The sequence below is a fragment of the Streptomyces diacarni genome, assembly GCF_003323715.1.
Classification (GTDB): Bacteria; Actinomycetota; Actinomycetes; order Streptomycetales; family Streptomycetaceae; genus Streptomyces; species Streptomyces diacarni.
Window position 1 is genome coordinate 404405 of the sequence record NZ_QOIN01000047.1, and the last position, 13514, is coordinate 417918.

General features: G+C 72.2%; 18 protein-coding genes. All 18 read left to right on the forward strand.

Features of this window, described 5'->3' with window-relative positions; genetic code table 11:
* Nucleotides 1-262 precede the first annotated feature (262 nt).
* The 18 genes from DTL70_RS21095 to DTL70_RS21175 all read left to right on the forward strand — a co-directional run bounded on the left by DTL70_RS21095 (nt 263) and on the right by DTL70_RS21175 (nt 13381).
* The gene (locus DTL70_RS21095) at nt 263-580 is read left to right on the forward strand and encodes a hypothetical protein (RefSeq protein ID WP_114023519.1); all 318 of its coding nucleotides are present in this window, start codon (nt 263-265) and stop codon (nt 578-580) included.
* Complete coding sequence (locus DTL70_RS34800) at nt 577-699, forward strand: hypothetical protein (protein ID WP_281278715.1); 123 nt, start codon at nt 577-579, stop codon at nt 697-699. The genes DTL70_RS21095 and DTL70_RS34800 overlap by 4 nt, the downstream gene beginning before the upstream one ends.
* 93 nt (nt 700-792) lie before the next feature.
* Nucleotides 793-1047 carry a DUF6284 family protein gene (locus DTL70_RS21100; RefSeq protein WP_114023520.1) on the forward strand — a complete coding sequence of 85 codons (255 nt, stop codon included), beginning with the start codon at nt 793-795 and terminating at the stop codon, nt 1045-1047.
* Nucleotides 1047-1334 (forward strand): hypothetical protein, encoded by a 288-nt coding sequence (locus DTL70_RS21105; RefSeq protein ID WP_114023521.1) that lies wholly within the window; start codon nt 1047-1049, stop codon nt 1332-1334. Before DTL70_RS21100 ends, DTL70_RS21105 begins: the two co-directional genes overlap by 1 nt.
* On the forward strand, nt 1331-2335 hold the full coding sequence (locus DTL70_RS21110) for a DUF2637 domain-containing protein (RefSeq protein ID WP_114023522.1): 1005 nt from the start codon (nt 1331-1333) through the stop codon (nt 2333-2335). The genes DTL70_RS21105 and DTL70_RS21110 overlap by 4 nt, the downstream gene beginning before the upstream one ends.
* Complete coding sequence (locus tag DTL70_RS21115) at nt 2332-2832, forward strand: hypothetical protein (RefSeq protein ID WP_114023523.1); 501 nt, start codon at nt 2332-2334, stop codon at nt 2830-2832. Before DTL70_RS21110 ends, DTL70_RS21115 begins: the two co-directional genes overlap by 4 nt.
* The gene (locus DTL70_RS21120) at nt 2829-3203 is read left to right on the forward strand and encodes an RRQRL motif-containing zinc-binding protein (RefSeq protein WP_114023524.1); all 375 of its coding nucleotides are present in this window, start codon (nt 2829-2831) and stop codon (nt 3201-3203) included. The genes DTL70_RS21115 and DTL70_RS21120 overlap by 4 nt, the downstream gene beginning before the upstream one ends.
* Nucleotides 3204-3221: 18 nt before the next feature.
* Nucleotides 3222-3440, forward strand: a complete 219-nt coding sequence (locus DTL70_RS21125; protein WP_114023525.1) for a hypothetical protein — start codon at nt 3222-3224, stop codon at nt 3438-3440.
* 289 nt (nt 3441-3729) lie between these two features.
* Complete coding sequence (locus DTL70_RS34805; RefSeq protein ID WP_147266800.1) at nt 3730-5508, forward strand: hypothetical protein; 1779 nt, start codon at nt 3730-3732, stop codon at nt 5506-5508.
* 96 nt (nt 5509-5604) lie between these two features.
* On the forward strand, nt 5605-7788 hold the full coding sequence (locus tag DTL70_RS21135; RefSeq protein WP_147266801.1) for a hypothetical protein: 2184 nt from the start codon (nt 5605-5607) through the stop codon (nt 7786-7788).
* A 207-nt stretch (nt 7789-7995) separates the two neighbouring features.
* Nucleotides 7996-8466, forward strand: a complete 471-nt coding sequence (locus DTL70_RS21140) for a hypothetical protein (RefSeq protein WP_114023528.1) — start codon at nt 7996-7998, stop codon at nt 8464-8466.
* 10 nt (nt 8467-8476) lie between these two features.
* Nucleotides 8477-8665, forward strand: coding sequence for a hypothetical protein (locus tag DTL70_RS33630; protein ID WP_181861010.1), 189 nt, complete (start codon nt 8477-8479; stop codon nt 8663-8665).
* Nucleotides 8666-8685: 20 nt separating this feature from the next.
* Complete coding sequence (locus DTL70_RS21150; protein ID WP_114023529.1) at nt 8686-9003, forward strand: LLM class flavin-dependent oxidoreductase; 318 nt, start codon at nt 8686-8688, stop codon at nt 9001-9003.
* Between the two features lie 12 nt (nt 9004-9015).
* On the forward strand, nt 9016-9471 hold the full coding sequence (gene ssb / locus DTL70_RS21155) for a single-stranded DNA-binding protein (RefSeq protein ID WP_114023530.1): 456 nt from the start codon (nt 9016-9018) through the stop codon (nt 9469-9471).
* Between the two features lie 94 nt (nt 9472-9565).
* Complete coding sequence (locus DTL70_RS21160; protein WP_114023531.1) at nt 9566-10864, forward strand: DNA cytosine methyltransferase; 1299 nt, start codon at nt 9566-9568, stop codon at nt 10862-10864.
* Nucleotides 10861-11775, forward strand: a complete 915-nt coding sequence (locus DTL70_RS21165) for a bifunctional DNA primase/polymerase (RefSeq protein WP_114023532.1) — start codon at nt 10861-10863, stop codon at nt 11773-11775. The genes DTL70_RS21160 and DTL70_RS21165 overlap by 4 nt, the downstream gene beginning before the upstream one ends.
* Nucleotides 11772-12137 (forward strand): hypothetical protein, encoded by a 366-nt coding sequence (locus DTL70_RS34395; RefSeq protein ID WP_245979495.1) that lies wholly within the window; start codon nt 11772-11774, stop codon nt 12135-12137. Before DTL70_RS21165 ends, DTL70_RS34395 begins: the two co-directional genes overlap by 4 nt.
* Nucleotides 12134-13381: a DUF3631 domain-containing protein gene (locus DTL70_RS21175; RefSeq protein WP_114023533.1), complete on the forward strand. Its 1248-nt coding sequence runs from the start codon at nt 12134-12136 to the stop codon at nt 13379-13381. Before DTL70_RS34395 ends, DTL70_RS21175 begins: the two co-directional genes overlap by 4 nt.
* The last annotated feature ends 133 nt before the right edge of the window (nt 13382-13514 follow it).

Consider the following 13514-nt stretch of genomic DNA (forward strand, 5'->3'; position numbering starts at 1 on the left):
TGGGTCGGCACCCTCACGACGTTAAGAACGACGCGGCCACACCTTCGGCTGGAAGTACGACCCGGGATGACGGTCTCACCGGGCCCGAACAGCCGCCGCGTGGAGACCAGCAGTCCTGCACTGCACGTCGTCCCCCTCCAACGCCCCTGCTCGGGGCGTCCGGGAGGGGCGTCGGCGTGGGGCAGCAGGAAGGCCCCACCAAAAGCGCGTCGCCCGGGGGGCCACCCGGGCGACGCAGACAGGCACCTGAGTAGGAGGCCCTGTGTCCACGATGATTGCCGCTCCCGCCCTGGGGAGCAAACGCGCTGTCGCCACGCCGGTCGATGTCCTGCTGCGCTGGGCGTCGGACGGCCTTATGGCCAGCATGCTGCGCGGCGCCGTGCCCGCCCGGATCGACGCGGCCGGGTTCCTCGCCCGCTACGCCCGCCGACTGCACGGCAACGACCGCGCCGCAGCGGCCCGCACCCTGGCGCTCGCGCTGGGACGGCTGGGCTGCACCCGCGGCACCGTCACCACCCGCCTGCTGGCCGACCGGCTGCACCACGTGCAGCGCTCCCGCACCGGCGGTCAGACCTCGTGACCGCGCCCGAGACCGGGACGACCCGGATGACCGAGAGCGAGCGGGACGAACTGGCCCGCAGGGCCGCTGAGGCCAACAAGCGCTCCGAGCAGTCCGCGCGGGCCAAAGACACGCGCTGACCTCGCTTTTCTCCCTACTGACGGCGCGGCCCCGGGGGCGCAATCCCCGGGGCCGCTGTGGGCCGTCTCGAATCTGGAAGGAATCCACGACCCATGACCAACCGTACTGTCCGCCACCTGGCCGCAGTCCCCAACGACGACGATGGCCCGTCGGCGGCCGAACTGGAAGCGATCGAGACGGAGATGCCCGTCGTTCTCGCCGAGGTGGAGCTGCTCGACGCGCAGATCGCGGTCTTGGACCGCGTGCTCTCGGAGGTGGATGCGCGGCGGCTGCGCCGGGCCGAGCGCCGGGTGCTGGCCGCGCGTCGCGCGGTCGCCAACCGTGCCGTCCGGGAGGTGGGTGCCTGATGATCCGCATTGTCACGGCCAAGCGGCTGGAGAAGATGGCGGCCGAACGTGAGTGGCTGCGCGAGAAGCTGGCCGCCGTCCAGGAAGCTCACAGGCACGCCGGAGACCGCGAGTTCGCTGCGGCGCGGGAGCGCGGCCGGGAGCACGCCGCCGCTCAGCGGGAGATCGGTGCGCTGCGCTGGGAGCTGAACGTTGCCGAGTCCGCGGCCAACAGGTTGCGGGCTGAGGTGGCTGAGCTGGTGGAAGAGGTCGCCGCGGCCGATACCGCGCTGGGGGGTGCGCGGTGAACGCTGTTCATGTGCGTTCAGCGGAGCGCGCGCTCTCGGTTGGTACGTGGCTGATCGTGGCCGGGGCGATGCTGTACTCGATCCTGACGGTCACGCCGCTCGCGGCGGCTCACACGCCGGATGAGTGGGACTGGACGGCGCCGATTCTGCCGTTGGTGGTGGATACGGCTCTCGTCATCGTCGTCCGCTTGGATGCCGTGATGGCCCGCTTGGGCGGCCATGGGGGCCGTTGGCCGGTGGTGCTGCGGTGGATGACCGGCGGCATGACCCTTGCCCTGAATGTGGCCGACTCGGCCCTGAACAGGGACCTGGTGGGTGTCGCGGTGCACGCGGTGGCGCCGCTGCTGCTGATCGTGACCGCAGAGACCGGCCTGGCCTACCGCAGGGCCATCACCGCCGCTGTGACGGCCCTGGAGGCCCAGCGCCGGGCCGAGCAGGCCGAGCGGGAGCAGGCCGCCACAGAGCGGCGTGAGGCCGCTGCACGGCGGGCCCGCGAGGAGCGGGAGCACACGGCCCTGATGGCGCGTGAACAGCGTGAACACGAGGCCCGTCTGGCGCGTGAGGCGGCCGAACGCGAAGAGCGGGTGCGGCGGGAGGAGCGCGAACGCGAGCAGGCCCGGGAGCGGGCCGAGCAGCAGGAGCGTGAACGCCAGCAGCGGGAGCGTGAACAGGTCCGGGCCGAGCGTGAACGCCGTGAGCGCGAGGAGGCCCAGCGGCGTGAACGAGAGGTGCGGGAGCGGGCCGAGCGTGAACGCGAACAGCGGGAGCGTGAACAGGCCGAGCGGGAGCGTGAACGTCTCGCCCTACTGGCGGCCGGACCCGCCACCGAGAAGCAGGGAGAAGAGACCGCCCGCCACACCGTGCGGGCTGCGTTCGCCGCGGAGTTGCCGGTGCGCCAGGCGGCTGAGCTGTGCGGCTGGTCGGTCGGCTGGGTCTCCACCCGCTACCAGGAATTGCGCGAGACCGCGACGACCCCGGCCCTTGAAGGAGCCCCGGCATGATCACTGTTGTCCGCCGCCGCACCCTGAACTCCCTGCTCTCCGACCTCTCGGAGGCAGAAGCGGCGACCGCCGCCGCCCACGAAGACGCTGAGCAGCGCCGGGCGGAAAGCCAGAGGAGCGCCGAATCCGCGACCCGGGCGGAACTCGCCGTCGAAGAGCTGCGGGGAGCGCTCGCCCGTAGCCGGGCGGACACCGCCCGGCTTGAGGGAGAGCTGGGAGCTCTGCGCGCGCAGTCCCTGCTCGACAACGAGGACCGGCAGGCACTGCGGATGCTGCTGCGCATCGCCAGGAAGCAGCGCGCCGACCGCGTCTACGTCCTCTTCCACCACGGGGAGCTGCACAGTGTGCACGCCACCTTGGAGGCGGCGGAATCCACAGCCGAGGCCGAGGGCGCGGACCGCTCGGGATGGACCACACACACGCCAGGTGCCGCTCTGCCCCCGGCTTCCGAGGTCTCTTGGCGGGTACAGCCGCTCCCCTTCGGAGGGGCTCGGTGAGCTGCACCGGGCAGGCCAACACGGCCGAAAGCGCAGACACCCTCCCCGTCTACCGGTGGCGTCTGGCCCCAGACGGGCTGGCCACCTACCGCCAGCTGCGCGCGAGGGGCCTGCGCCCCGGCGGGCAGGACGTGGCCGCCGTCATCGAGCGGCCCCGCCGTCGGCGCGGACCGCTGGTCGCGTACCTCTACCGCGAGGACCTGGCCAAGCCCGTCCGGCCGATGACGCCAGCGAAGCGGGCCGCGCTCGCGAAGGCCAACGCGGCCCAGCGTCGCTGCCCCGGCTGCGGCGTCGACCGCGGCTACCGCATCCCCCGATCCCTGGGCGTCTGCGCGCTGTGCCCGGACGCCCCCGCGGCTGTGGCCGCCTGACCCCGAAAGGGCTTCTTCATGCCTGAGCAGGGCACGCACCACTTCGTCATGACCTGCCAGAAGCCGCAAGCCGGGGGCGGCTTCGCGGTAGCCACGTGGTCCGGGAACTTCACACCCCAGCCCGAGGCCACACGCCACGACGTCTACGAGTGGCTGCGCGAGCAGTACGCCCGTGAGTTCCCCGACCTGACGCACGGCGTCGTTCTCTTCTTCTCCCTGGAGTCGAACCAGCTCTGACCAGGGCAAGCATGCCGGGGCGCCCCCGTCCGGCCCCGCGCGGGGCGGGCGGGTGTCCCGGCAGCTTCCTGGCGGCTGTTCCTCACGCTTGTGTCTGGAGACAGGTATGTCCAAGAGCACCACGGCGCCGACACCACCGCAGGCGCCTCCCGCTCCTCCACACTCCTCCCGTTCGCAGAGCAGCCCGCCAGCTTCCGCTGGCGACCAGCCGTCGAAACCGTCGGGAAACGGCTCCCCGACGGGGACGCAGGGCACGTTGGGCGGGGTCGCCGTTCCCGGTGGGGCGCTGATGTCCCTGATCGGGTTTTGCTGGCTCACGCACCATTTCGGGCTGGGCATGGTCGTTGTCGCGCTGCTGGCCTGCGCGGGGATCGCGACCGGTGTCCTTGTGGCGCGGGGGCGGCGCCGCTCGGGCCGCAGCCGCAGCAAGTGGGGCAGTGCGCTGCCCCGGGGCGGCGCAGGCCCGGGACGCGGGGGCGGCCTGGGCCGGATGCCCGGCGGCAGCGCGTCCGGCCGCCGTACGTCTCCCGCCGGCTCGGGCGGGCGCAACACCATAGGGGGCGCCGGTGGGCGCCGCTCGGGCGGCGGGCGGCCGCTGGGCCGGGGCGGTACGTCCGCGTCGGCCAAGCCCACCGGGCTCACTTCCACTTCCAAGCGGGCGCCGCAGCGCGCCGGGCTCAACTCGACGCCTTCTGCCGGCCGCTCGTCAGGGGGGCGGGCGGGCGCGTCGGGCGGCGGCACGCCGCCGCGGACTGGCGGGGTGCCTGGTCAGCGCGCGGGCCGTGGTGGTGGCGCTTCGGGGCTGAGTGGCCTGCGGCCGGGCGGGCGGTCCGGTAAGGGGCTGACCAGCAAGACCGCTGCCGGGCTCAACCGGGCTGGTGCCGCCGGTCGCCGTTCCTCGCTCGGTGGTGGTTCCCGATCTGGTGGCGGTTCCCTGGGTCCTCGTTCTGGTGGGGCGTCGCCGAAGTCGGCGCGGAAGGCCGCGAAAGCGGCTCGGGCCAATGCGGGGCACACCGGCAGCGGCGGGCGGCTGCGGCCCGGCTTCCTCAAGGCCAGGCCCAAGCCCAAGAACGCCCCGGCCGGCGGCTCCAAGGCCAAGGGCGGCAAGTGGCGGTTGCGGAAGCCGAAGACGAAGCCGTCCACCGCTTCGCCCAAGGCTCTGGACAAGCGCGCGAAGCCTGGACGGAGGGAGCGTGCGCGGGTGCGGTCGGCGCCGATGAGCCCGGCTCGCCGTCTCTCCTATGCGGCGGGCAGCAAGCTGCGCAAGCACACCACCAGGTCAACGCGTCGGCGTCTGCGCACCGCGGCCGCCCCGCTCCGGGCAACGGCGCGCGGGGTGGCGCGGTACGGGTCGCCGCTGCTGGCCCGCGCGTGGCGCTACGGCAGCCGCGCCGTTCTGCACGGCCACATGGCGTTGGGCAACGTGCGGTTCTCCACCATCGGCCCGAACTGGCTGCGCCCCCTTGCCCGCCTCTTCCACACTCTGGCCACGCCCGCCGCCCGTGCGGTGGCCTGGGCCGGAACGCTGGGCTGGCTCAACACCTGGATGTACAAGCACACCAGCGCCGGAACCACCCCCACCACCACGCCCGCCGGGGCCTCCCGCGGCCGACGCACGGCCGCCACGGCGCCGCACCGGCCGGTGGCCAGCCCGGCGGTTCTCACGTCCTCCTCCACTGCTTCGAAGGGAGCTCCCGTGTCTGCTCTGGAACCCACCCTGCCGCTGCGGTACGCGGCCGAGACCGTCCGCAACGCAGGTGCCCTGCTGCTGATGAACCCGGCCGAGAACATGGTCGGGTTCGAGGCCACCATGCACGCCCTGACCGAGGTGCAGTCCGCCATCGGGGACGTGATCCGGGCCGCTGCGATGAACGCGCGGGAGAACTTCAAGGTCAACCAGGCCATCCCCGAGGCGTACGAGGACACCTCCGTCTACGCGCACGCGCTGGCCGGACGCCTGGAGTCGATCCCGACGCTGTACCGGATCATCCACGCCGAGCAGATCGACAACATCGAGAACCCCACGCCGCAGGGCGCCAAGTGGGACCAGTCGGCCAACAACCAGTAACCCGCCCCTCGCAGCATCCCCCGGGGCGGGCCGCGCAGGTGCGGCCCGCCCCGCCGTCTTGCCCGCCCGTTCGCGTTGATCGGAGACGTCTTCATCATGCTGAGCCGTCCGCGCAGCCATGAACCCATCCCCTGGCGGCACGGCGTCGTCAGCACGCCGCTGTTCACCGCCGCCACCGTCTACGCCGGAAGCCTCACCCTCGGCCTGGCCCAGGACGCCGGAACCGCCCTTCCGCTCGGCTGGATCGGCGTCGGCTCGATGACCGGTATCGCCGCCGCGGCGGTCTCCCGCTGGGTGCGCACCAGTGGCCAGGGCCGCTACCGACGCTGGTTCCACACCGGGTTCACCACCGCCTGGACCAGCGCCACCGCCGCGTGGGTCAACTGGGCCGCCCACGGCACCCCGTGGACCATGGCATCCGCCGCCGCGCTGACCGCCGCCACCACGGCACTCACCCCGTTCTACGCCATCGACCGGGGCCTGCGCGCCGAGGAGATCGCGGCGCAGTGGGCAACCGAGAGCGGCGCCAAGAACGCGGACACGGCCGCGTGGGAACAGCACCTGGCCGACGCCGGCGCCCGCGGGGTGGAGGTGTCCAAGCAGCAGCCCACCCGCGGTGGCTACAAGCTGCTGCTGACACTGGCCAGCAGCACCACCGCCCACCTGCGCACCCTCCTGCCGACCCTGGAAGTGAGGGCCGGAGTGCGCACCGGCGCTCTGCGGCTGGAGAGCACGCCGCAAGCGAACGAAGCGTGGCTGCACGTGACCACCCGCGATGTCCTGGCCGAGACGATCCACCTCCCGGCGGACGACCACCCCCTGACGATCCGCAAGCCGCTCACCCTCGGGGACCTGGAGTCCGGTGAGCCGCTGGAGATCCTCTTCCGGCAGAACTCCGTGCTGGTGGCCGGGGCCAAGGGGTCGGGCAAGTCGGTGCTGCTGCACGTCATCATCGCCGCCCTCACCCGCTGTGTGGACGTGGTGATCTGGATGGTGGACATGGCCCAGGGCAACACCGCCAAGCGGTGGCTGCGCCCCTGGGCCCAGCAGTGGAAGGACCGCGACGGGAACCTGATCGACCGGCCCATCCTGGACTGGGTGGCCACCACCCCCGACGAGGCAGTCCGCCTCTACAAGGCCGCACACGCGGTCGGGGACGGCCGTGCACTGCGGATGAAGGGCGGCAAGATCCAGCCCAAGGAGTCCGAGCCGGCCATCGTCGTCGTCTCCGACGAGAACAGCGACCTGATGGCCTGGACACCCGACGCGCTCAAGGCCAAGACCCGCGGCGTGAAGAAGGGCCGCAAGGCCGCCGTCGACTACATCGACGCGGTACAGCGCGGCACCGGGCCGAACACGGGCGGCGGGGAGATCGCCTCCCAGTACGACACCGTGATCGGGATGAAGTTCCGGGAGAAGGCCGAGGGACAGTTCGTCTTCCCCGACCACTACCAGCAGGTCAACGTCGCAACCCTCCCCGGCAACGGCTCCCTCTACATCCTCGACGGCGCCCGCGCCGCCGTCGGCGGCACCGGCCCCGAGCGGGCCAAGGCGTACTTCGCCAACGACGAGGACGAACGGGAGGACGGCGCCCGCTGCGAGGACATCGAGCTACTGTCCGTCGCCCGGTGGGACATCCGCCCCGACCTCGACCAAGCCGCCCAAACCGACGCCGCCCCCTTCGGCTACGCCAACCGGTGGACCGACCCCAACCGCGTGGCGTGGCTATGTGAATCCCTTGACATGCCGCGCCCCGCCGGCGCCACCACCCCGCGGCAGACGACCGCCGCTCAGGACGGCCCGCCCTCGCGGGAGGCGGGCGGGTCGGCCGGGCTGGGGACGCTCACGCCGATGAAGCCGCTCGACTACTACGTCCAGAAGGCCAAGAGCCAGCCGACCGAGCAGCAGCCTCCCGAGCGTCCCCAGGCGCCGGAGGGGGGCGGCGGCTCGGGGGAAGGGCCGGACGACCCGCAGACGGCCGCGGCCATCGCGCGGGCGCTGGAAGAGTTCGAGCGGATCACCGAACAGGCCGCGACCGCCCAAGACGCCGAACAGGCGCCCGGAAACGACGGCGCCGACGGTCCCGAGTGGCTTCCCGCGGCCATCCACGCCGTGGAGTCCGCCGGGGCCGCCGGACTCAAGCCCGCAGCCGTCGCGGGCATCGTCAAGCGCGACCGCAAGACGGTCCGCGAAGGACTCAAAGCCGCCGTCGAGCGGGGCGAGCTGGTCTACCGGGACCGCGGGCCGCACTCCGTCTACGTCCACCCCGACCACGCCTGACAGCTCACTCACGGTTACTGGTTAGTGGGTAGTGGGGCCGCACCCCACTACCCACTAACCCTCTCAACACCCGCGCAGGGCACCTTCACCAGCGTCTGTCAGTCGCACCCCACTACCCGCTACCCAGTACCCACTACCCAGTAGAACCACAGTGCGTGACCACCGAGGCGGCCCGCGGGCCGCCTCTTCCCCGTCTGGAGGCGTCTTGTGGAGACCCCCTACGAGATCACCACCCTCACCCGCACCGACCAGACCAACCCGCCCGCACACCTCGTGCGGGCCCCACTCGGCCCGGCCGAGATCCCGCCGGGGGTGGAGCTGGTGACCCTGCCCGACGGACGGCGCACCCTCGCCTACACCCAGGCGCCCGCCACGGCCCCCCCGCTGGCCGCCGCGCCGTCATCCGGGGTCCCCGGCTGGGCCAAGACAACCGCGCTGCTCGCCCCGACCCTCGGCGCCGGAATCGGCGCCGGCGGATTCGGCCTCTCCTACGCCGCACCCGGAGTCATCGCCATGACCAACGCCCTCTGGGCCGCCGTCGCCCTGATCGCCACCGGATGCGGCGGCGCCGCCCTCCTCCTGGGCCGCTGGCGCAACCGCGCCCCCGCCCACATCACACAGAACATCACCGCCCACGGCTTCATGAGCCGCGCAGGCGGCACCATCAACCACCACTGAGGAGCACGCCGTGACCGTCTCCTTGTTCGTCCTGCTCGCTGCCGTCGTCTTCTTCCTGCTGCGCTCCCGCTCCGTCGGCACCTGGGCCGCGATAGCCGTCTTCCTCCTCGGCTTCTACACCGCCAGCACCGACGCCCGCTCCACCATCAACAACCTCGTCTCCTCCATCACCAACACCGCCAACGACTTCGGCGGCTGACCGGAAGGAGAACGCACGCTATGACCGACACCGCCCCCAGGGGCCAGACCGGCTACCTCCGCCTCGTCGACGAGGCGGAGGACTGGGGATGGGACGACGTGACCGCCGTCGTCTTCCCCGGCCACCTGCCTGAGCGCATCGTGTGGGCCGCACTCAACGCCCGCGCGCGGATCGTCTGGAACGACCCCCTGCGCACCTACACCCCCGGCCAGCCGCAGCACCTCTACGCCCGTCCCGTCCCGTGCCCGGACCCCGCCGACTGCGGCTGTCGCACCACCCACCCCGAAGCAACCCAGACCCCCACCCCGAACCCCGTCACCCTCGTCGACTTCCTCTGAAAGGAATCACCCATGGCCATGGGAGACACCCCCATCACGATCATCGGCAACCTCACCGACGACCCCGAGCTGAAGTTCACCACCTCCGGCGCCGCCCTGGCCCGCTTCACCGTCGCCTCCACCCCGCGGCAGTTCGACCGCGAGTCCGGCCAGTACAAGGACGGCACCGCGATGTTCATGCGCTGCTCGGCCTGGCGCGGCCTGGCCGAGAACATCGCGGCTTCGCTGGCCAAGGGGCACCGCGTGGTCGTCTCCGGACGGCTGCGGCAGCACAACTGGCAGACCCCGGAAGGCGACAACCGCTCCATGCTCGCCATGGAGGTCGATGAGATCGGCCCGTCCCTGCGCTTCGCCACCGCCCAGCCGGTCAAGGCGACCGGCGAGACGAAGAAGGCGGCGGCGCCCGCCGACGACGCCTGGAACACCGGCGGCAACCGCCCGGCCGCCGGGGACGAGCCGCCGTTCTAGACACGCCAGGGGCGGCCCCACCTCGCCAAAGGAATCCGGGGCCGCCCCTGCCCAACCAGCACCAACTCAACAGCGAGCACTGGAGGTCTCCAGGATGACCCAACCCACCCCGTCGACACCACACGAGGACGAGCCGTTCGCGGTGAGTCTGTGTACCGGATCTGCGGCGCTGGACCTGGCCGTGGAAGCGGTCACCGGTCTGCCGGTCCGTGTCGTGGGCGAGAAGGACAAGGCCGCCTCCCGGCTGCTGGCCGCGCGGCTGCCGCACGCCACCAACCTCGGCGACATCACGGCGGTCGACTGGCCCGCCATCGCCGCCGGCCTGCCCCGCCCGGCCGCTCTGATCGCCGGTTTCCCCTGCCAGGACATCTCCAACGCCGGACCCAGGAAGGGGATCGCCGGTGACCGCTCCGGACTGTGGACCACGATCGTCGAGGCTGTTCGCCACCTTCGACCCCGACTCCTGTTCCTGGAAAACGTCGCGGCCATCCGCTCCCGGGGACTCGACGTCGTCGCCCGGGACCTGGCCACGCTCGGGTATGACGCGCGGTGGATGTGCCTACGAGCTGGAGACCCCGACGTCGGCGCCCCGCACCGCCGCGACCGGTGGTTCGCCCTCGCCCATCCCGCTGCTGAAAACCCCCACCTCCCAGCTCGGCAGGAACGGCGGACCGCAGCACCCGGACAAACGCAAAGCCGGGGGACACGGGCCGACGCTGGAGGACGAAGTGGTGTTCTTGCTGCCCACCCGCGAGCCGGAACAGCAGCGGGAGCGGGGGGAGGGCTGAGGCTGCTGCCCACGCCGTCGGCCGCCGACGGCACGGGCGGGCCGGGCACCTCCCCCAAACGCAGGGGCGGGATGAACCTGCGTACCGCCGTCACCCTGCTGCCCACCCCGGCCGCGCGGGACTGGAAGTCCGGCGCCTCCAACCTGCTGGGCACCAACAGCAGGCCGCTGAACGAAGTGGTCGTCAACCTGCTGCCCACACCGAAGGCCAGCGACGGGCCGCACGGCGGGCCGAACCAGCGGGACGCGGCGGGACGCTACTACCTGCCCGGCCAGGCCGTGCGGCTCGATGACCGCACGTGGGTGGCCACCAACGGCACCGACTACGGTCCCGCGATCCGCCGCTGGGAGACGGTCCTGGGCCGCCGGGCACCCGAGCCCACCGAGCCGGGCACGCGCGGCAACCGGCGCCTTTCCCCGGCATTCGTCGAATGGATGATGGGCGCCGACCCGGGCTGGGTCACCTCCCCCGACCTGGGCCTCTCCCGCTCCGACCAACTCAAAATCCTCGGCAACGGCGTCGTCATCCACCAAGCCGCCCACGCCTACCGGCAACTCCTCACCGCCAGCCAGGCCACGGACGCCGACGGGGAGGCCGCCGCATGAACGCCCCGAGCTGCAACCTGGCACTCCTCGCGTGGGCGCTGGAGGCTGCACGGCGTGGGTGGCACGTCTTCCCTCTACGCCCCGGCGACAAGCGTCCCGCCGGCCACGCCGACAAGCACTGCCCTCGCACCGGCCGCTGCGCCGACGGGCACCGCACGCCCGAGCAGCGCGCCACCACCGACAAGGACCTGCTGGTGGCTGCGTGGTCCCAGCAGCCCTACAACGTCGGCGTCGCCACGGGCCCGTCCGGGCTGCTGGTGGTCGACCTGGACACGCGCAAACCGAAAGACTCGAAGGACGCGCCTGACGGCGCGGACTCCTTCCAAGCGCTCTGCGAGCGCGCCGACCAGCCACGACCTGCCACCTTCCGGGTGCGGACCCCCAGCGGCGGGGAACACCTGTACTTCACCCAGCCGCCCGGCACCCACCTGCACAACACCGCAGGCCGTCTGGCCAGGCGGATCGACACCCGCGGGTGGGGCGGCTACGTCGTCGCCCCCGGCAGCACCACCCCCGACGGCACCTACACCGTCCTCGACGACCAGGAGCCCACACCGCTGCCCGGCTGGCTGCACGACGCACTCAAGCCACCCCAGCGGCCCGCGCGGCCGGCAGCCGGGCCGGTCGTGACCAGGGCGGGCGGGTACGCCGCGGCTGCGCTGCGGGGCGAGGTGGCCAACGTGGCGGGCGCTGCGGACGGCACACGCAACGCCACGCTGCTGCGGGCCGCGCGGGCTCTGGGGCGGCTGGTCGCGTCCGGCGACCTCGACCGGGGGGAGGTCGAAGAGGCTCTTAGTAGGGGGGCGGCGGCCAACGCCACACAGTCGCAGCGCTACTACGACGACGTGATCCGCCGGGGCCTGGACTGGTCCATCACCCACAACCCGACATCCGGGAGGCGGGCAGCGTGACCGAACCCCCCTCCACTAAGAGCCTCCCCACCCGTGATGCGGGACGACCGGCCGCCCGGCAGCCGCAGCACGACGCCGGCGGCGGCATGGAGCAGGGCGGCCGGCAGGCCGTCCTTTCAGCTCTTCCCTTCACCACCCTGGCCGAGCAGCAGGCCGGGGCCGATGGGCGCCGCCCAGTCGCCTGGCTGCACATCACCGCACCCGGCCGCGGCGCCACCCCGACCGCCACCTCCCGCTGTGCCTGCGGCCGTGACCGCAGCGCCGTCGGCCACCGCAAGGTCCTCACCCTGATCGAGGACCACACCACCCACCGCACCACCTGCCCGACGCTCACCCGCACCGAAGGGAGGGCCGCCGCATGACCGAGCCCATCGACGGCGCCGCACTGCTCGACCAGGTCGAGCACTTCCACCGCCGCTTCAACGTCTTCCCCACCGAAGCCGCCTACGTCGCCGTCACCCTGTGGGACGCGCACGCGCACCTCATGGACGCGCTCGACGGCACCGCCCGCCTGGCCTTCCTCTCCCCGGAACCGGGGTCAGGGAAGTCCCGCGCGCTGGAGATCGTGGAAACCCTCACCCCACGCGCTGCGACCACCGTCAACGCGTCCGCGAACGCGCTGTTCCGGCTCGTCTCCGCAGAGGAGGGCACACCGACGCTCCTGTTCGACGAGATCGACACCGTCTTCGGCCCCAAGGCCGGCGGAAACGAGGAAGTGCGTGGCTTCCTCAACTCCGGTTATCGCCGCGGCGCCAAGTCCCTGCGCTGCGTCGGGGACGGCACCGACCAGAAGGCCGCCTTCCTCCCCTCCTTCTGCGCGGTCGCCATGGCCGGACTCGGATCGCTGCCGGACACGATCCTGACCCGCTCCGTCATCATCCGGATGCGGAAAAAGGCCCCCAACGAAACGTGCGAACCCTACCGACGCCGCCTCCACGAGAAGCAGGGTCACGCACTGCGCGACCAGCTCGCAGAGTGGACCAGCACCCTGCACGACCGAATCATCGACGCCTGGCCCGAGATGCCCGAAGGCGTCGTCGACCGCCCGGCCGACGTGTGGGAGCCACTGCTCGCGGTCGCCGACGCGGCCGGCGGCCACTGGCCCGAGCGGGGACGCGCCGCCTGCCTGGCGCTCATCAAGGCCGCCAGCGCGGGCGACGAAGCCTCCCTCGGAGTAAGGCTGTTGACCGATCTACGCGACCGCGTGTTCTGCGGCGTCGATCGGATGCCCACCGCCGCCATCCTTGAAGTCCTCCTCTCCCTGGACGACTCCCCCTGGGACGACCTGAGCGAGGACGGACAGGCCATCAAGCCCCTCACCGCCCGCCGACTGTCCAAGCTCCTGAGCCAGTACGTGCGCCCCGACAACACCCCGATCAAGCCCAAAGGCATTCGGGTCGGCAGCACCACCCCCAAGGGGTACTACGCGGAAGACCTCCAAGACGCCTGGACCCGCTACTGCCCCCCGGACCCCCAGAAATCCGCAACAGCCGCAACAGCCGCAACACCGCAGGTCAACCGGGGTGAAATTGTGGCGGAAGGCCCTTCCGAGACCCGCCACATGCACGCGGAAACCGACACACGCACCCTCCGCAGCGTCGGCTGACACCGTCCACGCGGCAGACGCCGCCAGGCCCCCGCCTGGCGGCCCCTATCCGCAACAGAAACACATCCGCCACAGATTTAAGGCCGCTGACCTGCAATGTTGCGGCGTGGCGGATGTTGCGGATTCCCCAGAC